This is a genomic window from uncultured Phyllobacterium sp., assembly GCF_902479695.1.
GTDB classification, from domain to species: domain Bacteria; phylum Pseudomonadota; class Alphaproteobacteria; order Rhizobiales; family Rhizobiaceae; genus Phyllobacterium; species Phyllobacterium calauticae.
On the sequence record NZ_CABSQF010000013.1, the window covers coordinates 66,940 to 88,360 of the forward strand.

A 21,421-nucleotide genomic window follows, 5' to 3' on the forward strand; every position below is an offset into this window, starting at 1 on the left:
GATGTTGATGGCATCGGTGAACATTGAACTTCCCTTATCCCAACTGACAGTGCGTGGACGGGAACAGCTAACGATCGCGAGACGTCCTTGTCTATCCGATCTTTTAGGCTTTTACATCGTAAAAAGAGATGTATCTCACTAGCGTCGTTTCTTCTTGATGGCGCTTTCGAGGGGCTGTATCGGTTGCGAGTACTGCTCTGATTTCAGCATCTTAGCTTCTCGCACCCTGTTCAGGAAATTTCGTACAAGAAGATTCTCTTCTGCATTGTTTTTATGAAGCAGGTAAAAAGGCGAATAATAATCGATGCTTTCCGTAGTTCTGACCCTCGTCAGTGACCGCAGCGTTTCCCCGTAGTGCACTGGGAGGTAGCCAATGAAACGACCCGACTGAATCAGAAGCGCTTGGGATTCCATCTCCTCCACGATTGCACCGGGACTGATATGCCCAACTCGCTCGAGATCGTATCGGTGCAGATAGCGGCGCGCGACAAAAACATAGTGTTTCAACTCGGCGATCTCGACGGCCTCATGGCCCGCTAGCGGATGATCGTTCGAACAAAAGATCGCGTGCTGCTCGTTGAAGAGAGGGATGTAGGCGATACCTGCCGTTTTTCTGGTAAAGGCACCGCCAATAGTTACGTCACGTGACCCCTCGATAAGTAACCGCTCCATATCCCCAGGTGAGTCCCTGAAGATTTCGATCACGGTCTTCTTAGCTCGGTCGTTGAACTCACCGATGATTGCTGACAAGTCCCATGTCCGGTTCGTAATCATTGCGTCCACAATGCCTAACCGCAATACTCCCTTGAGTTCACCCGAGATCGAGGCGGCGGCGTTCTGAAATCTGTCAGCCGCTGAGAACAGGTCCTCACAGGCGTTATAGATCTGCTGCCCGGCCGTTGTGAGCGCAAATCCTGATCGACCTCGGTAACAGACGCGAAATCCCAGCCTTTTTTCAAGATCGGCCAGTTGCGTAGAAAGCGTCGATTGAGACACGTTCAAAGTGAGTTGCGCCCCTACGATGCCATCTGCCTCGACAATCGCGCGAAATGTACGAAGTAACTTGAGATCAAAGTCGTGAACACGCATTCCATATCCTCCTCCGTAAACATCGAAGAATGTTACATCGACTGATCCGATGCAACATGCCTCAATCGCTATTTTTCTAACGCAAGAAATTCTCCATGGATCCTACGTTGATGGGCGATCTGGCTTTTTACTCTCGCTTGGCGCGCCCATGCCGACTGAAAACGAGGATTTGGAGAAGCTCTCATGACAACTTTCAACCAACCGCTTGGTGGCAATGAAATGCCGCGCTTCGCGGGTATCACGACGATGATGAGGTTACCTCACGCGCCGGACGCGAAGGGATTGGACGCCTGTTTTGTCGGCGTTCCCATGGATATTGGCACGTCGAACCGTAGCGGCGCCCGCTTTGGTCCTCGTCAGGTTCGTGCTGAATCGGTGATGATCCGCCCCTACAACATGGGAACTGGAGCCGCCCCATTCGACAGCCTTCAGGTCGCCGACATCGGAGACGTCCCGACGAACCCGTATGACTTGAAAAAGTCTGTACGCATTATCTCAGAATTCTTCGACGGTATCTTGAAGTTCGACTGCAAGCCGCTGGCAATTGGCGGAGACCACACCCTTACATATCCGATCCTGCAAGCGATGGCGCGCAAGTACGGCCCAGTGGGGCTCATCCATATCGATGCACACGCCGACATCAATGACCATCAGTTTGGCGAAGCCATCGCGCATGGAACACCATTCCGGCGCGCCGTCGAGGAAGGTCTGCTGGACTGCAAGCGCGTCGTTCAGATAGGGCTAAGAGGCTCCGGTTATGCCGCTGAAGATTTTGACTGGCCGCGGGGGCAGGGATTCCGCGTCGTTCCAGCGGAAGATTGCTGGCATAGGTCGCTTGTCCCTCTCATGGCTGAAGTCCGTCAACAGATGGGCGAAGGTCCTGTCTATGTAAGTTATGACATCGACAGTCTTGATCCTGGTATTGCCCCCGGTACAGGAACGCCGGAGATCGGTGGACTCACCACCATCCAGGCCCTTGAAATCATTCGGGGATGCCACGGGTTGAACATAATCGGTGCTGATCTCGTTGAAGTGTCGCCCCCTTTCGACACGACGGGAACAACAGCGATTACCGCTGCCAACCTCCTGTTTGAACTGCTTTGTGTGCTACCCGGAGTAATCAGGCGATAGAACTGGAGCTGGCGCGCCTGGCGCGCCAGCCTTGACCGAACCTGCATGCGCTGGCAAAGCACCATTTCTCCACAACTGACTGCCCGATCGTTATGCACACGACGACAGGTTCTCTCAGCGGCGTTCTCACGCAGCTGAACTGTTACGGCGCCAGAAACCGATCGAGCACGTTCCTGGTGATCTGCATCACGATCTGGTCATCACGGACTAGTCCCATTATCCAATCCGAACTTCCGGCATGGAAGACCTGCCCCTTTCCGCTCTGGAAGTGAACGATCGCTCCACATCCCCGTTTTGTTTTCTCAATGCTTACAGGGTCTGCCGACCCGGTCAGAACCATAGCCACATATTCTGCGTCTTCCCGCCCTAGAAATGTGTGACCAGGCCTGATCGATTCTCCCTCCTCGATGGTCGATGATAGGCCCAACGCCAGTATTTCCATACCGGCCGGCGCTACTTCACCTGGAGCAACGAATGGCAGGCCGCCGCGGATTTCATAGCCGATTCCATCGACCTCATAGCCAAATATGCCGCTTTGGCCGCCGATGACGTCGCCATAATACAAGCCGGTTTGCGCGAAAGCCCAGTGATCTGGACGATACAGGGGAAACCCTTTGGCACCACGGGGTGAGCACCCAGACCAACTCGCGTACATGCCTTGGGTAGCGTTAAGGCCGAATGTTGAGGCGCCGGGCCGCCCTATCTCGCCAGCTTCCCAGGACTCCGTTACAAGATGCCTTGGCCCCGTCTTCATTAATGGGTCTCGCTCACGAGCTGTATATTTGTAGCAGACTTGCGTATTCCCATCGTTTTCTAAGCGGATCTGCCACATGAAATTTCCAGCAAACCGCGCGATACGTCCGCCGTGTTCGACATAAGCATCGATCGCGTCGCGCATTTCCCAAGACCAATATTCATCATGGCCAATAGTTGCCACACATCGGTAACCGGACAGAATAGTTGGATCGTCGTGCAGATCTGTCTGAGATATTACGTCAACCTGATAGCCCGCTTCCTCAGCCCAAATCACAAATCGTCGTTCGAAACTTGCCCATCCTGCTGAGACATATTTTTTGCTGTATCCATTGCAATAGGCCCACTCCATGTGTGGATATTCCGGTTCTTCCAGGATCCCGGGCTGATCCAGCAGAACTGCGCGTGGAGCCTCATCGGGAATGCTGACGAAACCACGGGCGTAAGGTCGCTGGACGCTAAGACGCGGCGAGAAATCATTTCCTTGAGGCCCGAACAAGCCCTGATAATGATTGGAACCGCCCCAATCATTATAGGCCGTCCATGTGGCCGTTGCCGCTACCAGAAGCAACCTGTCGTTGATCCCGCGCGTTAGCGTTTGACGATCCGGGCCGATGATGACGACATGCTCACTCTCGGCGACAACACCATCACCGCTGGATTCAACGAAAGCCTTGATAACAAATCCGCCGGAACGCCATTTTTCTGTATCGTGTACGATCACGGAAACCGGCCAGTCGCAGCCGATCTCTGAACAATTGGCGTTTGTGGCAGACCAGATGCCTGAAATGCCCTCACGGCGAAAAACTTGCTGACGATGCGCGCCGTCCCGGTATATTTCGAGCGAATAGCGTTGTGCGTTAGTGTTGACCGAAATTCGAATAGGCTCGCCTGGCCGGTATGAAATGCGATCTGCGTATAGCCATATCCGAATCGGACCCCCTGGATCGGTGGGGGCCCTTTCTGCGTAATTTCCCTGCACAGCCTCGCGGCGCCATTCGGTACCAGAGGATTGGGCATGAGACGAGCTGCTCATGGCGCGAGAACCCTTGGTCACTTGTCGTTTCCGATTCGGAAAGGAAAGTATTGGGCCCAAAGCGCGTCAAACTCACCGTTTGACCACATCAAGTCGACGGCCTTCTGAATCTCCGAATGCAAAGGCTCATTGTCCTTCTTGACGACTATCCCAGCCCCATCTCCAATGGATGGGTCCGAAATTTTTGCCTCTGAAATCTTGCAGCAATCCTTTCCCTCGCCTTGTACCCATGTATAGAGAGTCGGTGTGTCGCCCATCACGGCATCAATGCGACCTGCGCTAAGATCGGCGTAGGCTTCAATCTGCGAAGGATAAAATTTCAACGTCGACCCTGAAAAATTTTTCTCGAGATAGGAAGCATGGACGGTTGCTGTTTGGGCCCCCACTGATTTTCCTGCGAACGCAGCCGGTGACAGGTCAGACCCATCGCCATTCTTCGGCACCAGGAAGCTCGCGCTGTTGTTGTAGTACTTGATCATGTCCACCGCCTTCTTGCGCTCGTCTGTGATCGAGTGCGATGCAATAACCATATCGTAACGACCATTCTGGACAGCAGGGATGAGACCTTCGAAGTCCTGTGCTGTCCATTGGCACTTTGCGCCGAGCTTGGCGCAGATTGCGTTGCCGATTTCGATGTCGAGACCGGTCACCTTGCCTGCGTTGTCGACAACACTGAAGGGCGGATAAAGGCCATCGGTACCAATCTTGAGTATACGCTGCTCAGCCATTGCGGATGTGATACTGAACGATAGCAGTGCCGTTGCGAGCAGCACTTTGTAATCATTTACCGGTTTCATTTGATTCTCCCATTTTAACTACTGCTTGTTTTCTGAGCCGGCTTAGGCCACACCCTAATTGCCGCCCTCTAGTGTTCATTCAGTTCAGGTGCCGATCCCATTGCCATCGGCCTCGGATTCAGCACCGAAGTGGTCACCATCGAAAAAATGATTGCTCCAAAAACCTGAAGGCGAGCCTGATGGCGGAGACGATACAAATGTAGATTAATGCTGCCCAAATATAGATACTAATATCGAAAGTACGTGAGTATATAACCTTGACAACTCCAAGTAATTCATAAAGCGTCACTGCCATCGTAATGGAACTAGCCTTGATCAGAAGAACGATCTCGTTTCCATAACCCGGTAGGGCTCGCCTTATGGCTTGTGGCATGATTACCTTTCGGAGCGTGGCGACCCAACCAAGCCCAAGGGCAGTGGCGGCTTCCCATTGCCCCTCGGGCAGTGCGTCGATCGCTCCCTTTACCAACGCGGCGGTATAGGCTGCTGAATTGAGGGCAAATGCGAGAACGCTGCAGAAGAAGGCGTCGCGGAAAAGCCACCAGACGCCGAGACCCTCCAATACGGATCGAAACTGGCCACTCCCATAGTAGAGTAGGAAAAGTTGAGCCACGAGCGGTGAACCGCGAAAGAAGGTGACATAGGTGTTGGAAAAGGCCCGCGGTGCCCACGCCTTGGAGCGCAATCCCAAAACCAGCGGAACGGTTATGATTGCGGCACAAGTGGCAGACAACCCTACCAGTGCAAGCGTTAGCTTGAATCCATCGTAGAGACGACCTGCGTTTTCTATGACAAGGGAAGTATCCATTGTTATGCCGTCCTCACAAGATGACGGCTTGTTCTCAGATTCAACCGTTCGAGACCAAACTCCGATATCTTTGTCAGGACGATGTAACCCAGGCAGGCGAATAGATAGAGAACAAAGTATCTGTGCGTTGCGGCAACAGCCAAGTTCACTTGTCTCATGAAATCGGAGACGGATATCAGCGAGACAAGAGCGGTATCTTTCAGGAGGATAATCCAAAGATTACCGAGTCCAGGAAGAGCGAGCCGAAATGCTTGGGGCAATATGACATTCCGGAGGGATGCGATGCCCGGAAGCCCGAGGGACAATGCTGCTTCGTACTGGCCTCGCCCAATGCCCGCCAGAGCACCCAACCATATTTCGCTTGAGTAGGCGGCGAACACAAGACTGAGAGCGAACGAGCCTGCCCCAACACCCGGAACGGTCCACGCCGTCTGAACATCGAGTTGCGACATCAAAAGCTGAATGAGTTGAGAGCAACCATGGTATATTGCAAAGATAGTCAGCAATTCCGGGATCGCTTGGAATGCACTCGCGTAGCCGATCGATGCAATCCTGAGGAGGCGTGATTTGCTCCGCCTACCCAACGCGATCATGAGGCCCAAAAACAGACCCAGCGGTAAGGCAAGGATTGCCACTTCTAGAGTGACGACCAGACCACTCAGGAACGACCAGCCCCACCCACCAGCACCGAAACCTAATAACTCCATGCAGCATACCTCCTGACACCTAACCACATGAGTTGGATTAGTGGGACAGTCTTCAGGAAGATAAACCCGCAATATGGTGCGCATACATCGCGAATATAGATGTATCCATCAACTCGCGGCGGCCCGTGTGGGCGAGCAGTGCCCATAGACCTTTACAAAGCCTATGCGGTGAGAAGGTCGCGACCACCAGAAACTGTCGCTAAATCGACAATCGACTAGCGCCAAGCGGCTGGGCGGGAAGTCCAAAGTCAGTCCCCGTCTTGAGCCAAAAATCGTGGGGGGAACAGGACGATCGGTGACAGATACCTCGACGGTCAGGGAATCACCCTTTTCTGGAGAGCCGTGCAATGGGTCAACCGGAACGCGCCCCTACTTTTCGCATTTGAGACTCAGTTATATGCCGATAATCAATGTCGAGGCGGAGTGGGTAGAAGTGGCGAGGCGCCGGGGTAGAGAAGGGCGTTACTGCAGGAGAACCATACCGTGTTACATCGACCAATCCGATGCAATATCCTCCGGGCCGCTATTTGTCTGTTCTTCAGCAGCTATAAGGTCTTCCAAACCACGGCTTTGGGAGGTTTGCAGTGCACAAAACATTCATTTCGGTTCTGCTTGCGGCATCGCTGGCGAGCGGGGTGGCGGCTTCCAAGGAGCGCGCCCGCGACTTGGGCGTCGAATTCGACGGGACGGCGGGCAAGCTCAACGCGATTACCGACGTTGCTGGCGTTGAGGTCGGCCACGTCACCTTGATCGAAGGGGAGGGGCGGACCAGTGTAGGGCAAGGTCCGGTCCGGACAGGCGTGACTGTCGTTCTGCCGAGAGGCCACGCCAGTTCGAAGCCGGTGAATGGCGGCTTCTTCAACCTGAATGGCTATGGGGAAATGACCGGCCAGTCCTACCTGCAGGACCTCGGCCTCGTTTATGGCCCCATTGGCATTTCCAACACCAACGCCATCGGGCAGGTCTATGCCGGCATACAGCGGTGGTCCGCCCAGAAATTCGGCGAGGCTGTGACGCCGGTCGTGGGGGAGACGTGGGACGGCGGGATAAATGACATCCAGGGCTTCCACGTCAAGCCGGAGCACGCGATGGAGGCGATCGACCGCGCCTATGGAGGCCCCGTCGCCGAGGGCAATGTCGGCGGGGGCACCGGCATGCGCTGCTTCGGCTTCAAGGGCGGTATCGGGACAGCGTCGCGGACGATTTCTATCGGCAAAAAGCCCTACATTGTGGGGGTGCTCGTCCAATGCAACACGGGCGCGCGCGAGGTTCTACGTATTTCGGGGGTTCCGGTCGGTCATGAGCTGAACGCAAAGTGGCTACCCTGCTACGCGCCGGGCCAATCAGACGAGAAAAAGAAGCCGGAGTGCCAAGCCGACGGCAGCGGTGGGAAGTCAGTTCCGGACGACGGGTCGATCATCGTCGTTGTGGCAACTGATGTTCCGTTGAGTTCAATAGAGTTGAACCGCGTCGCGCGTCGCGCTTCGCTTGGCCTCGGGCGCCTCGGGTCTTTTTCTGGCAATGGGTCTGGTGACCTGATCGTATCCTTCTCGACGACCTCCGCCGCGAACGATGTGCCCGACGAGCAGCTGAACGAAGGCCCGATGTTGGCCACGGGAAAGCTCGATCCTGTATTCCAAGCAACGGTAGAAGCCACGGAGGAGGCGATCGTCAACGCCCTGGTGGCCGCCGACACAATGACGGGCGCGGACGGCTACACCTTGTTCGGCCTGCCGCACGACGAGCTCAAGCAGCTTATCGGACTGTACGGTAGGCAGCAGGCGAAGTGAGCTGGCCATGCCAAATGCCCGCCAGAGCACCCAACCAGATCTTGCTCGAATACGCACCAAACACGAGATAAAGAGCAAAAGTCCCTGCACAGTAACGATCATACTACTCAGGAACGACCAGCCCCGGCCACCGGCACCAAACCCACCAGCTTCAAGTCGGCTGTGCAAGCCGAAGGAACATGAGAGGGTGCGCGACCCCCAGAAGCCGGCGATGACTTGCGGCGTTTACGGCAATGTCATTCGTTTCCTCGCCCGATCATCATCCAAAACGATTTATTTGCTGAAGCATTCGACATCCTCGAAGAAATGCTTCGCGAATGTGCCAGAGAGGCAGTTTCATCCATGACCATTTCCCCGACCCTGATCTCCAAGCTCAAGGATCCGTCCCTCGTCATCGACCAGGCGCTCATCGCCGGTGAGTGGATTTCTAAGAGCGATAGCGGCCAGACCTTCGAGGTCACCAACCCCTCCAATGGCGAGGTGATTGCCACGCTGCCAGATATGAACCGTGCGGAGACGGCCCGCGCCATCGACGCGGCCTACAAGGCCCAAAAGGAGTGGGCCAAAAAGACAGGTAAGGAACGCGCCGTCGTGCTGCGCAAGCTCTACGACCTGATTGTCGCAAATGCAGACGATCTCGCAGCGATCCTGACGATCGAAATGGGCAAACCGCTAGCGGAAGCAAAGGGCGAAGTGCTCTACGGGGCATCTTATGTCGAGTGGTTCGGCGAGGAGGCCAAGCGAGTTTACGGCGACACCATTCCCGGTCACCAGCAGGACAAGCGCATCATCGTCATCAAGCAGCCGGTGGGAGTTGTTGCGGCAATAACGCCGTGGAATTTCCCCAATGCCATGCTGGCTCGCAAATTTGCACCGGCCGTGGCTGCGGGCTGCGCCATTGTCTCCAAACCTGCGGCCGAAACGCCTCTCTCGGCGCTATCGCTCGCGCTTCTTGCCGAGCGCGCAGGCGTTCCGGCTGGTATTTTCAGCATCATCCTTTCGACGGATTCGTCGTCGGTTGGCAAGGAGTTCACCGAGAACGAGAAGGTCCGCAAGCTTACGTTCACCGGCTCGACCGAGGTCGGGAAGATACTGATGCGCCAAGGCGCCAAGCAGATCATGAAGCTCGGTCTCGAGCTTGGTGGGAATGCGCCCTTCATTGTTTTCGACGACGCCGATCTCGATGCGGCGGTCGAAGGCGCGATGATCTCGAAATATCGGAACAACGGCCAGACCTGCATTTGCGCCAACCGCCTCTATGTCCATTCTGGCGTCTATGACGCCTTTGCCGAAAAACTCTCCGTTAAGGTCGGTCTTATGAAGGTCGGCGATGGCTTCGAGCCTGGTGTGGACGCGGGCCCGCTGATCACGGATTCGGCCATGGCGAAGGTCGCCGAGCATATTACTGATGCGCTCGAAAAAGGCGCCGAAGTTGCGGTTGGCGGCAAGCCGGACGCCAAGGGCGGTCTGTTCTTCCAGCCGACCATCCTGACCGGTGTGACCATGGAGATGAAGGTCGCGCGCGAGGAGACCTTCGGTCCGGTGGCACCGCTGTTCAGGTTCGAGACAGAAGAAGACGTCATTGAAATGGCCAACAACACAGAATTTGGCCTGGCGTCCTACTTCTACTCCAAGGATATGTCGAAGATCTTCCGCGTGGCGGAAGCGCTGGAATACGGCATGGTCGGTATCAATACTGGCCTGATCTCAACTGAAGTCGCCCCGTTTGGCGGCATCAAGCAGTCCGGCCAGGGCCGCGAAGGGTCAAAATACGGCATCGAGGATTATGTCGAGGTAAAATATCTTTGCTTTAACGTGTGACGCACTATCGAATGGTGCAGGAAGCCTCTCGGGCTGTTGATAAGGCTCATACAGCACAAACAGATTCACACGCGCGAGGAAACCCAACTCATCTATACCGCATCGGACGTAATCAAGATCCATGCAGCCTCGGGTCGCTGGCTCGTGCCGCCGTCGCTTGGCGTATGGGTGCCCACGTCAGTTTCTCATAGCAAACGACAATCAAGAATAGGATGAAGCAGCACTCGCCGCCTGACTGCCCCACAAACGCTTATGCTCCCTTCGCAAAGCTTCGTCCGTTACGCTACTAGTCTATTCAAATCGCCGCGGCGGTTATTGGCGCGCCAGACACGCGGAATGAATCCTGAATATCGCGGACTAAGAGCTCGGGTTGTTCAAGCGCGGCGAAATGGCCGCCCTTCGCCATATCTGTCCATCGGCGCACATCGAATACGCGCTCGACCCATGAACGCGGCGGGGTCGGTAATTCCTTCGGGAAATGTGCGAACGACATCGGCACGCGTACGTTTGAGACATCCGGAAACGAAAAAGGCTGCAGCCGATTTTCCTTGTACATGCGAAGGGACGAGTCGATGGTGTTTCCAAACCAGTAAATCGATACATTCGTGAGCAACACATCTGCAGATATCACCGTCTCCAGATTGCCGTCACAGTCGGACCAACTCGCAAACTTTTCGGCTATCCAGCCCAGCAAACCGACCGGGCTATCTGACAAAGAGAACGAGAGCGTCTGCGGCTTGGTCGCCTGCAGCAGTGAATAGGCGCCCTCCATGCTCGCGAACTTTGTGGCCCGCTCCAGGAATTGCTGTTCCTCACTTGTAATGGCGGGATAATCCGCCCCCAATGGCGGTCGAAAACTTCCGGGAATGTAATTTAAGTGAATCCCTTCGACGGAGCCCGGATAGAGAGCACCAAGCCAGGCCGATACGCCCGCCCCGATATCGCCACCCTGCGCAAAGTATCGCTCATAACCAAGTTGAAGCATCAGCTTCTGCCAAAGTCCGGCAACCCGCCGGGCATTCAATCCAGGTTGCCTTGGCGGTGCTGAGAAGCCGAAGCCGGGGAGCGAAGGCACCACAACGTCAAATGCATCGCACCGGTCACCTCCGTGTGAGCCCGGGTCCGTCAACAGTGGTATTACTCTTTCGAACTCTACGAAGGAGCCCGGCCAGCCGTGCGTCAATATAAGGGGTCGCGCATTCGGTCCCACGCCCTTTTTGTGAATAAAATGAATGTCTTGTCCATCGATATCGGCGATGAATTGAGGCAGCTTGTTCAATTGCGCCTCCCTCGTGCGCCAATCAAACTCGTCCGACCAATGTGCTGCAAGCTTTTGAACGAGTGCGAGGCTCACCCCATCCTCGTCCCCGTCCTGAAATATCGAACCCGGCCAGCGCGTTTGGCGCACGCGTGTTTTTAGATCCTGGATCTGTTCGTCGGCAATACTGATCTGGAAGGGCTGCATGTAGCGATTCCTCAATAATGTGCTCGGTACTTCCGCATTCCGCTACGTTTCATGCGTACTCGGGCTAGCCTGTCAATGAACAAGCTGGAGCGGTATCACCAGCTTTTTTCGATTTGCCATAGATGCCATCTTTTTTGGCAATCACCTAAGAGATCTGCGTAGTCGGCCGTGGTGATCAACTTGGCATAAGCCAACCGCTCACAATGAGAGTAGGACGCTCTTCTCCTTCTCAAGCACCCGACGGGCTGCCGGCCGCTCAATCAGACGGTCTTTCAGGGCCATGAGATTGGTTAGGTCGCTGATCGGCAGCCCAAGATCGCGTCCCCACGAGTAGAACACCAGAGCGTATGGATCAGCGACAGTGAAATGACTACCCATCATCCACGTACGACCTTCCATGATGCGGTCCATTTCCTGGAGGTGGTCCCAATAGTTCTCCTTGCTTTTCGCCTTTACAGCTGCAAACAGGCCCCGGTCCGAAACCACCTGTTCGGGATGATAGAACTTCGTGAATGTGGGATGGACGCTACCGGAGAGCCAGGCACAGGTCGCAATTGTCTGCGCCCGTTCAAACGGATCTCTGCCGAGGAGCGCTTGATCGGGAAATGCACTCCCGATCCAGCCGAGAATGGCAGTGGATTCCAACAGAACCTGACCATCGTCGAAGCGAAGTGCCGGCACCTTTGCCCGCGGGTTAATCTCCCGGTACTCAGGTTTGAACTGCTCGCCCGTCAGGATGTTTACCTTTTTCAATTCAAAGGCAGCTCCGGCCTCTTCCAGTGCGACGTGGGAAGCCATCGAGCAGGCATGTGGAAAGTAATAAAGTGTCAACATGTGGAGTAATCCTTATTTTAACCGGATGTGGCAATCACAGCATCGTTCTATCTGCGCGGCGGGTAAGCCTCTAAGCTAGAACTTGGCTCGCTCCACATTCCGCCGTGGCTCTTGCCGCCTGCACAATCGTCATGGCGATGGCTTCGGGTTGGGTCATGTAGATCGCATGGCTGCCGGCTACTTCAACGACGCGCGCGCCGGCCGACTCTGCCATCCTGCGTTGAAGACTGGGGTGGACAAGTCTGTCGTCTGTGGCGACCACATACCAGCTGGGTTTCACGCGCCACGCGGCAACAGTGACCTTGCCCGCCATCGATGCGATGGCCCAAGGCTTAAGCGCCGCTGCCATGAAGCTGCTCGTTTCGGGAGAAAGATCCTGGCCGAAGACTTGAGGGAATTTGGAGGTGTCAAACAGGAGGTAGCCGTCCCCGGTCGGCAGGAAGGGTGGTTTCGATCCGCCCGGTGCATGATTGGCCGTCAACGTCTGGACCGAATCTCCCGCATCAGCGACGAATGCAGCGACATACACCAGGGCAACGACCTTCGGGTCATTGCCCGCTTCTGAGATGACGACGCCCCCGTAGGAGTGGCCAACAAGGATCACGCTACCAGGCGCTGCAGCGATCGCACGCCGCGTATTGGCAACATCATCCTCTAGTGATCGGATGGCGTTCTGCACGACCACGACGCGATAACCGTCGCGGTTCAGTCTATCGTGCACCACTCGCCAACCCGAACCATCCACAAACGCCCCATGCACCAGCACAATAGTTGTGCCGGGCGTGGCCTCTTTGATATGTGCTTGCATGGAAGTCATGTGGTTATGTGAAAACTCAGCCGTAGCCACTATTCTACCTCCTTCGTAATCCGGGCGGGGGTATGCGAGGTTACAAGGAACTCACAACGCCGCCACCTGCCGAAAGCCTATCTAACCGCTACGCCATGCCTGGAGAATTACGCAAATCGACAAGATATTATTTCATTAAATGGAAGTATCGCGCCCACTCGACGGTTCACGATGGGCTTGGAGCTATGACAGAGCAGCGAGGTCGCTGCGAAGCCGCGGCGCGGCAAAGTCGAGGAAACGGCGAAGTTTGAGCGGCAGCGGAGCCTTTGACGTATGGAGCAGATGAACCGGAGACGGGGCCGGTTCCATCTCCTCAAGAACGATCCGCAGCGTTCCGGCTCTTACAGCATCGGCCACTTGATAATGCAGGAGTTGAGTGAGCCCAGCCCCTTGGATCGCCGCCGCCGCTGCCGCCTCTGGCGTTGTTACCGTCAGGCGAGACAACAATGGCGGAATGCGTGCGTCCAGCGAGCCGGGAACATCAAAGCGCCACTGTGCAACTGGAATGGGCATGTTTACCGTAATTGAGGGAAAGTGGGCGAGATCATCGAGTGTGCGCGGTTCACCCTTGTCTACAAACAAACGGGGACTGCCGCACAGGACGGTCCGGATCGATCCCACGCGGCTACTGGTCATGGCGCTATCTGGAAGCTGGCCAATCCGGATCGCCACATCTACATTCTCCTCGACTAGTGCCAGATTGGTGTCGATCAGCACCAACCGCACATGAATTCCGGAGTAAAGTTCCAGAAACTCAGTAATGATCGGTAAGACATGAAGGCGTCCGAACATCGTGGGAGCTGTTACGACCAATTCGCCGATCGGCTCGATGAACTCGCCGGCTACTTCGCGCTCCGCCTGTTTTACCTTATTGAGAATCTCTCGTGCGGCGGCGACGTAGACAGCGCCGGCATCGGTCAGCGTGATTTTGCGGGTCGTGCGCGTGAGCAGGCGGGCGCCAAGCAGGGCCTCCAGTTCGGAAATCCGACGGCTCAACGTTGGCAGGGATACCCGCATCGCCCGCCCGGCAGCGGAGAAACTACCATGATCGACAACTTCCAGCAGCATCGACATGGCCTCAAGGCGATCCATCGATCCTCTCAATAAATGGAATAGTCATTTCTACCCGCAACTCATAGTTCATACGTGGTCGAAATGCTAGTTACGGTCGGCGAAGCAGGTGTCAGGAGAAGATTAGGTGTCTTACAGCTTGATGGAGATAGCCCGAACTCGCGGAAGTGCCGAGCGCATTGACCACTGCCCATTGTGTGCGCGCCAGCCCAGCTGGTTAAAGCCATTCAGCAAATGATTATCTTGCGTTCATTCAGGAGAACATGATGCAGAGTAGTTCTGTGCATACCGGAGGTATGCTGACCGGCATTCGGATTGTTGATATGACGCCCATCGTGTTCGGCCCTTGCGCCACAGAAATCCTGGCGGACCTCGGCGCGGAGGTCATCAAGGTGGAAGCACCCGGTGGCGACATGATGCGCAATTCCGGTGCGCCGGTGCAGACGGAGGGCATGGGCGCGTGCCACATGACGCTGAACCGGGGCAAGAAGTCCGTGGTCCTTGACCTGAAGAAGGAAGATGACCTGGAGACCATACGGGACCGGAGCCTGTCAGGCACTGGTATGTAAAGAGCGGCACGTAGAGTTAGTGTTTGCTATCGGTCGTGGTTCCTAGCATGGATAGACTTCGTGACCTTTTATTTGATCACAACTTAATCTCAATCAGATCCGGTCAACCACTGGAAAACGGCTCATCAGGTGGCAAAACTTACATATTCCTGCTCTCATTGAGCAGGCTGGTCATCTTCACTTTCATGCGATGCTTCTTCGATTGCCGCCGGCTCGCGATCAGGCGGTTGCACGTTCGCATCATCATTGTCGGAAGGCTCGATGACCTGCTCTCTTTTCGTGGATTGGGATTGTTCATCCTGATCAACGATTATAGCTTCTTCTGAGGTGCGGACGGATGGTTCAGGCCGCGCGCTGCTCTTTTGTTCCCCCGGTTCGCTAGCCGGGACGATAGGCTCAGCTACTGGTTCTTCTGCGACCGATGGCACTCGTGCATTTGAATCACCCGTTGGAGTTTCATCGGCAGTATTGTCGTTGGGCTCGACCTGGCTGCCTGTCTCAATCGGAGCAGGTATCATTTTTGGAGAGTCCAATGAGGATCTGGTGATCTCTTTCTCCAATTCATAAGCCGGTGTGGAAGGAGTGTAGTCCACCTGCTTCATGTCAACATCAGTTTCGGCAATTGGCAGGTTCTCGAAATAATTTTCAGTTTGATGACTCTCGTCAATCATGACGCTGATGTTCTGTTCAGCGTAGTTGTTGACCACCACTTGTGTCGATGCGTCGATATTGATGTTAATGTTGACAGTGGGCGTAAACGGATCATCGTAGTAGCTCCAGTCTGTATAGGTGTAATAGGGCTCGTAATAGTCGATCCAGCAGGTCTCCCAATATTCATAGGTAACCCGTTCCACTACGAAATAGTGGGTATAAGCCGGGTAGTAAGTCGTCGTGACGATCCGATAGCCGTCCATCCAGCCCATAAACGAACCGAGGAGAAAGACGGTTCGCTGATAATTTGCCTCATCAATACGGTCCTGTTCGATCCGGCCCAATTGGGTCGACAGTCTTCTGATATTGGCTGCGAGCTGAGTATTTGACCTTGTTTCGGTTTGCAGCCTGTTCACCTGTGAGCGAAGCTTAGCTACCTGCGCCTTAAGTTCTTTTACCTGCTCGAAACTTGCCTTCACGGGTTTTGATTTGACTGGTTCAATAAGCGCATAGCGCGTCCCATAGGCGGCCCAGTTCGTGGAAAGAGCCCTGACGCCTTCGCGCACCGTCGGATTGGCAATCCTGGCAGAATCCGAAATTGCTTCAATGCGGCCAACAGCAACAGAGAGACTGCTTGTAGCAGTCGTCATTTTCTTGGGGTCGCGGGCATCAATACCTTTTTCAAGGCTCCCAAGTGCCTGCAGTGCTTCGTTTGTCGCTTTCATAAGCATGGCATCCGCCCGCGAGCCTTTTTTGGGTTCGTTTTTGTAAGCAACAAGAATAGTTGAAAGAGAGCGGCGCATATTGAGTTGCAGTTGGGCTGCGTCAATCTTTGCAGATGACGCAGCCATAGCCCGGCTGCTCTCAAACAAAGGAACGGTGATTGATCCGGTCATGGCCAAAAGAAGGGCGCTGCTCAACATCATTGTTATGCGGCGTGTTTTTCTGATCGAGCTCATTCTTGTCCTCTTGCGTATTGGGCAGGCGCGGGCAAGTTGCACGCGCAGCGTTGTCAGGTTCGGATGCGGCTTCAGAGCTGCTTCGGTTTGTCCAGATCACCGTTGGGCTTGGTCTGCGCGTTTGCTTTTGTGCTGAAAAGTTCATCCGAACAGGCCCCTGTATGCTCCTCCTCTGGAGCGGCAAAGCGTCTGGTCATGTCGGGTGTTAAGCATCGTTCAAACAATGATTCGAACAAACCTGTGGAGGTGACAGCCCCGTTACCCAGTAGGGGTGGATGCACCATAAAGAAGGGGCCTTCTACACCGTGCATTCAATCTCAACGCACCATTTTGCAATCGGAGTATTTTTCATACTGGCAATGTAAGTTGAACGGTCTGCTGACATGCGATGGCCGAACGATCAATATCGACGAAATGATTGCAAATAGAGCGACCATATAGATTGCGGCTGGCATAAAGCGAAATAGCGTCTGCATTTTGTATTCCTTTTGGTGCTATCAAACGTCGAAGATATGTGACCTTGGAGACTTTATTCAGTGCGATTCTGAAGGTTGGGACGCTGCGATTTAGGATATTGGGAATTCGTGACGGTCGGGCATATCGAAGACTGGTGAAGACTCGTCACCAGTCTATTGTTTTGACATAAGGGCCGCCGGTTTGCCCGATACTGTATGAAAATCTGAAATGTCCTGCAGGCATGTCGGGCCAGGCAACTAATATCGTAAAAAACATTCCGGATAGCGCAGTCACATAAATGACGACCGGTACAAAGCGAAACAGCACTCTCATGTTGCAGCTCCAGGTTTTTGCTCGAATCTCGAAGAGACATACCATCGTGTGCGATCGTCTAATGTCTGCTCGGTTGCATGGTTTTGACCTCGTTGCCAATTCACTTGTTTTGCTTCTACGGTGGTGGGTATACTTTATGATGCCTGAAAAACGCGTGAGTGCGTTGTCAGCGAATTGTCAGCTTCGTTGATCTAAGCTATCCCCTTGAAGGGCTTAGATGGTTTTAGGAGGATCCGAGTGCGTTTTCGGCCCTTGAGAGCCTTGCTGCGGTTTGCGGTCGTTGTCCTGGCACTACACCTTCCCAAGGCTGTGCAGGCACACGAATGGACAAGTGACGTAGAGGGTGTTCATTACATCCAAATCTCCGACGACGGCGGTTCGGATGGCTCTTCGAGCGACGGTGGCTCTACGAGTGGATCGGACTCGGGCGATGGCGTCTCCGATTCGGATGATTCCGAAAGCGATCAGCAATCTTACCCCGACGGTCCTGGGGGCAACCGACCCGACGAGAAATTTGAAGGACCAAATGGCGCTTTAAGAGCGGTCCAAGCCAACAGAGCCCTCCCACTAGACGAAATTGTAACCATTGCCCGCCACCTTACCAACGGCCAGATCATTGACGCGCGGTTGCGCCCCGTGAGGGGTATTCTCCAATATGAGTTGAAGGTGCTCGAGACCAACAGCGAAGTCAGCCGTTATTCTTTCAATGCCCGCACAGGCAAACTCATAAGAGTGAGATAAACATGCGGATACTTGTTGCCGAAGATGACCGCCGTATAGCCGAGTCGCTTGGCATAGCGCTATCGGCCGCCGGTTTCCTTGCGGAATATGCCAGAGATGGAGAAGACGCTTGGTTCCGTGGTGACACCGAGACATTCGATGCCGTGATCCTTGACCTGGGCCTTCCAACGCTGGATGGCTTGACGATCCTGAAGCGCTGGCGCCGCGCAGGACGTAACGTTCCCGTATTGATTCTTACTGCGCGCGGACAATGGGACGAAAGAGTGGAAGGAATCGAGTCCGGCGCCGACGATTACGTTGTAAAGCCTTTCCGGATGGAGGAGGTCGTGGCACGCATACGTGCGATCGTGCGTCGGGCAGGTGGCTTTGCATCATCTCAGATTGAAATTGGCGAACTGGTTCTCGACACACGGATGAGACAGGTCTCGCGCGCGGGCGTTCCAATCGTATTGACACCACAAGAATACCGGCTGCTCGCTTTCATGGCGCATCAGGGCGGACGTGTCGTTTCACAGGTCGAGATTACCGAACATCTCTATACGCAGGACTTCGAGGGCGGTTCGAACGCCGTTGAAGTCTTGGTCGGTCGCCTGCGCAAGAGATTGGGTGCCGATATCATCGCAACACGTCGAGGTTTTGGGTATATCCTCGGTGGGGATGCCCCTTGAGAATCCAGTCCTTACGGGTTCGTCTTATACTGGGAGCTGGTATTTGGATTGCCATTGCCCTCGTCTTGGCGGGTGTAACCATCGGATATCTATTCACCAACAACGTGGAACGCGGCGCGTCCGCAGATTTATCGGCGACAATGTCGCGCCTTGTCGCCTTGATCAATCCGGACGCCCTCAGTGCCGCACCTTTGCTTACTGGCGCTTTGCCTGATCCACGCTATCAGACACCGGTCAGCGGCCTCTATTGGCAGATCACAGATCTTGGTACCCAGGAAAACATCCGCTCGCGATCGCTCTGGGATTATGTTCTCAAGGTTAGCCCCTCAAATGAAGGCGGACAGCTGTCGACCGTTCAAGGGCCGGTGGGCCAATCATTGCTTGCATTGTCTCTGACGGCACGCTTTGCAGAAACCAAAGGTGAACGGCGTTTTCAGATCATCGTCGCTCAAGACAGGTCTATCCTCGATGAGGCGATCACCCGCTTTGGGAGGGAACTGGCCTTAGCACTCCTGGTCCTCGGCTTTGTCCTTGTCGTTGCCGTCATCCTGCAGGTACAGTTCGGTCTTTCTCCGTTTAAGAAATTGCGTAAGGATATTGAAAGTATCCGCAACGGCGTTGCGTCTTCAATCGATGCCATCTACCCGCTGGAAGTTGTTGCTGTGGTCGGCGAAGTAAATGCCCTCCTTGCTATGCAACAGAAATCGATGGATTTTGCGCGATCCCGTGCATCCGATCTTGCTCACGGGCTTAAAACCCCGCTGACAGTGTTGGGCACGATCGCCTATGAGCTGGAAAAAGGCGGCAACACTCGCAGCGCAGTATCAATCGTCGATCTGACGAACGAGATGCGTGACCGGATAGATTATCAGTTAAGGCTGGTCCGACTGCGTCAACGTGTTCGGATGCACGCCCTCAGCGCGTCATTAAGCAGCGTTGTTCCCCGCACGATTGCGGTGTTGAAAAGAACACCCAAAGGCGAACAACTGGTCTGGGTCGTTAATGTCAAGGATGGTCTGAACGTCGACATCGACGTAAACGACCTTGTCGAGCTTGTCGGTGTGATATTGGAGAACGCAGCGCAATGGGCGAACAAGGAAATCCACATCATGGCTAAGCAGGATGGCGCGTTCGTCGAATGGCGAATATCCGACGATGGTCCGGGCATACAGTTCTCAGATCACAGTACGATTGGTCTACGTGACAGGCGGTTGGACGAGACAGTCACAGGCACTGGCCTTGGCCTGGCGATTGCTTCCGAGATTGTCTCCCTCAATAACGGAACGATTGCGTTTGAACGTTCCAGTCATGGTGGACTTGAAGTCATCATCCGCTTGCCAAGTGTGGCCGCCCATTAGAAATGTCGCTTGTTGTGCAAAGTTAAAATGTCATCCTGACAGATGCCGAGGCTCATCGACGAGCAGGGCGGAGACCTCAATCTCGCAGCTCTGCCCCGCGACAGTGAATAGATCTGTGGCAGCCTGCTCCCGTAGTCTGCGCTCCCTTCGTTCCTCGACCCAGCTGTTGCGCCGCGACGGTTTGCGTGCGCGTTTTTGATAGGCGATGACCTCGCTGTTGGTCTTTCCAACAGGCTCAGTTCCGCGTGGAAATCAACACCACAATTCCTCATGGTCCCGACGATGATCCGCTGCAAATCGCGCCAATCGATTGTCTTCCAGGCGCTGGCGTAATCGATGCGTATGGGAGAACATCGTATCGAAAGAGTTACGGAAATTGGCCCATCCATCATCCAGTCGATTGCAGCGATGCAGCCTCTACTTCTAGAAATTTTGTTGGCAAAATAAGCAAGACCGTATGTCAATCTGATTAGTCGCACACTTCGTATTCGTAATCGGGCGAAGTGTCCCGAACGACTTTGCGGTCACGGTAGATGATAGAAATCTTGTCACCGCGTGCGTCGCACGCGGCATTGAAAAAACTTACGGGATCAACGGGATTGCCATTGGTATCCTTGTTGTTGTCATTGTATTCGATCTCGTAAACCTGATTGCCATACACTTTGGTGTACTCGCTGCATTCCTTCTCGTATTCGCATTCTTCGACAATCGCAAAATTAAAGCGGATTATCTTTGGGCCCTTGGGTGCAAGTTCCGAGGCGTTTTTCTGGGCGACAGCGAGATTGGCATCATGAGCCCGTTTGACCAGCAGCTTGGCAAACTCTGTATTGGTTTCTGGTGACAAAACGCCTTTGGATCTGTTCCATGAATCGAGATTGTCGGGTTCGAGGGCCTTGAAGCCGTCAGCCGCACATTTGTCGATCCAGGGACCGATTATTTTCATCAGATCCTTTCGTTTTGTGTCTAAGGATGTGTCTAATATATACTCTCCTGGCCATTTTGGATCGGTAACATACTCACCATCTTTCTTGATCAGCAGATTCGGATGGTTTTTTGTCCACCACTCCTTCTGCTTCGGTTGCGTCTGGAAGGCATTCACGTAACAGATATTGTATTTACCTTTTGCAGGGGCAACCGTTCTGTCCCGGACAACAATCTTAACACTGCTTTGCGGGTTGTAATCGCCTCCAATCTGGTAGTCGAATTTACCGTGGGCCGGAGGCAACGTGAGAGTTTGAGCATTTGCAGACAAATCAACGCAGCCTGTAGCGACGACGGCGGCGATCATCGCCGTTCGGAACCATCGAATACGCATTTCGATCAAGACCTTGTCTAGCTGAGTTCCCCGCCTCGAGCACGGCGCTCTGGCGTGATTAATATGACGGTCTGGCTACCGCCTGGGTCAGCTAAATCTGGATATTTGCTTCTTGGCGAACCGAGGTCAAGGGTAATGAAACAGCTTCTGATAAGGAGATGTCACGTTGTTAGGCTCAGTTACAAAAATTCCATTGGTGCCGCGCTAATAGCACTCCGCGCA

General features: G+C 54.3%; 17 protein-coding genes. 6 read left to right on the top strand and 11 right to left on the bottom strand.

The annotated features are described in order from the left end of the window. Positions 1–138: 138 nt before the first annotated feature. Positions 139–1,089: a LysR family transcriptional regulator gene (locus RDL77_RS10260; protein WP_288192744.1), complete on the bottom strand. Its 951-nt coding sequence runs from the start codon at positions 1,087–1,089 to the stop codon at positions 139–141. A gap of 183 nt (positions 1,090–1,272) precedes the next feature. On the opposite strand from RDL77_RS10260, the gene speB reads away from it, so the two are divergent. Further along, on the top strand, positions 1,273–2,220 hold the full coding sequence (gene speB, locus RDL77_RS10265; RefSeq protein ID WP_288192745.1) for an agmatinase: 948 nt from the start codon (positions 1,273–1,275) through the stop codon (positions 2,218–2,220). Positions 2,221–2,362: 142 nt separating this feature from the next. Here the strand turns inward: speB and RDL77_RS10270 are convergent, their stop codons facing one another. The 4 genes from RDL77_RS10270 to RDL77_RS10285 form a co-directional block, all read right to left on the bottom strand. Further along, positions 2,363–4,030 carry a N,N-dimethylformamidase beta subunit family domain-containing protein gene (locus tag RDL77_RS10270; protein WP_308526395.1) on the bottom strand — a complete coding sequence of 556 codons (1,668 nt, stop codon included), beginning with the start codon at positions 4,028–4,030 and terminating at the stop codon, positions 2,363–2,365. Next, on the bottom strand, positions 4,027–4,806 hold the full coding sequence (locus tag RDL77_RS10275) for a transporter substrate-binding domain-containing protein (RefSeq protein ID WP_288192746.1): 780 nt from the start codon (positions 4,804–4,806) through the stop codon (positions 4,027–4,029). Before RDL77_RS10275 ends, RDL77_RS10270 begins: the two co-directional genes overlap by 4 nt. A gap of 133 nt (positions 4,807–4,939) precedes the next feature. Further along, on the bottom strand, positions 4,940–5,614 hold the full coding sequence (locus RDL77_RS10280) for an ABC transporter permease (protein ID WP_223616020.1): 675 nt from the start codon (positions 5,612–5,614) through the stop codon (positions 4,940–4,942). Positions 5,615–5,616: 2 nt separating this feature from the next. Continuing rightward, positions 5,617–6,321 (bottom strand): ABC transporter permease, encoded by a 705-nt coding sequence (locus RDL77_RS10285; protein WP_223616021.1) that lies wholly within the window; start codon positions 6,319–6,321, stop codon positions 5,617–5,619. Between the two features lie 584 nt (positions 6,322–6,905). Between RDL77_RS10285 and RDL77_RS10290 the strand changes: the two genes are divergently transcribed. Next, a complete protein-coding gene (locus tag RDL77_RS10290; protein ID WP_288192747.1) occupies positions 6,906–8,111 on the top strand; it encodes a P1 family peptidase in 1,206 nt (401 codons plus the stop codon). Between the two features lie 342 nt (positions 8,112–8,453). Then, positions 8,454–9,932 (top strand): NAD-dependent succinate-semialdehyde dehydrogenase, encoded by a 1,479-nt coding sequence (locus RDL77_RS10295; protein ID WP_288192748.1) that lies wholly within the window; start codon positions 8,454–8,456, stop codon positions 9,930–9,932. Positions 9,933–10,227: 295 nt separating this feature from the next. Here the strand turns inward: RDL77_RS10295 and RDL77_RS10300 are convergent, their stop codons facing one another. The 4 genes from RDL77_RS10300 to RDL77_RS10315 form a co-directional block, all read right to left on the bottom strand. Continuing rightward, positions 10,228–11,397 carry an epoxide hydrolase family protein gene (locus tag RDL77_RS10300; protein WP_288192749.1) on the bottom strand — a complete coding sequence of 390 codons (1,170 nt, stop codon included), beginning with the start codon at positions 11,395–11,397 and terminating at the stop codon, positions 10,228–10,230. Positions 11,398–11,595: 198 nt separating this feature from the next. Then, positions 11,596–12,231 (bottom strand): glutathione S-transferase family protein, encoded by a 636-nt coding sequence (locus tag RDL77_RS10305; RefSeq protein WP_288192750.1) that lies wholly within the window; start codon positions 12,229–12,231, stop codon positions 11,596–11,598. Positions 12,232–12,301: 70 nt separating this feature from the next. Beyond that, a complete protein-coding gene (locus RDL77_RS10310; protein ID WP_308526396.1) occupies positions 12,302–13,078 on the bottom strand; it encodes an alpha/beta hydrolase in 777 nt (258 codons plus the stop codon). Positions 13,079–13,261: 183 nt separating this feature from the next. Then, complete coding sequence (locus RDL77_RS10315; RefSeq protein WP_288192751.1) at positions 13,262–14,170, bottom strand: LysR family transcriptional regulator; 909 nt, start codon at positions 14,168–14,170, stop codon at positions 13,262–13,264. Positions 14,171–14,415: 245 nt separating this feature from the next. Between RDL77_RS10315 and RDL77_RS10320 the strand changes: the two genes are divergently transcribed. Next, positions 14,416–14,718, top strand: coding sequence for a CoA transferase (locus RDL77_RS10320; RefSeq protein ID WP_288192752.1), 303 nt, complete (start codon positions 14,416–14,418; stop codon positions 14,716–14,718). 155 nt (positions 14,719–14,873) lie between these two features. On the opposite strand, the gene RDL77_RS10325 is transcribed toward RDL77_RS10320, so the two are convergent. Then, complete coding sequence (locus RDL77_RS10325; protein WP_288192753.1) at positions 14,874–16,328, bottom strand: hypothetical protein; 1,455 nt, start codon at positions 16,326–16,328, stop codon at positions 14,874–14,876. Positions 16,329–17,860: 1,532 nt separating this feature from the next. On the opposite strand from RDL77_RS10325, the gene RDL77_RS10330 reads away from it, so the two are divergent. Then, positions 17,861–18,526, top strand: coding sequence for a response regulator transcription factor (locus RDL77_RS10330; RefSeq protein WP_288192754.1), 666 nt, complete (start codon positions 17,861–17,863; stop codon positions 18,524–18,526). After that, the gene (locus tag RDL77_RS10335; RefSeq protein WP_288192755.1) at positions 18,523–19,884 is read left to right on the top strand and encodes a sensor histidine kinase; all 1,362 of its coding nucleotides are present in this window, start codon (positions 18,523–18,525) and stop codon (positions 19,882–19,884) included. Before RDL77_RS10330 ends, RDL77_RS10335 begins: the two co-directional genes overlap by 4 nt. A gap of 469 nt (positions 19,885–20,353) precedes the next feature. Here the strand turns inward: RDL77_RS10335 and RDL77_RS10340 are convergent, their stop codons facing one another. Then, the gene (locus tag RDL77_RS10340) at positions 20,354–21,199 is read right to left on the bottom strand and encodes an endo alpha-1,4 polygalactosaminidase (RefSeq protein WP_288192779.1); all 846 of its coding nucleotides are present in this window, start codon (positions 21,197–21,199) and stop codon (positions 20,354–20,356) included. Between the last annotated feature and the right edge of the window lie 222 nt (positions 21,200–21,421).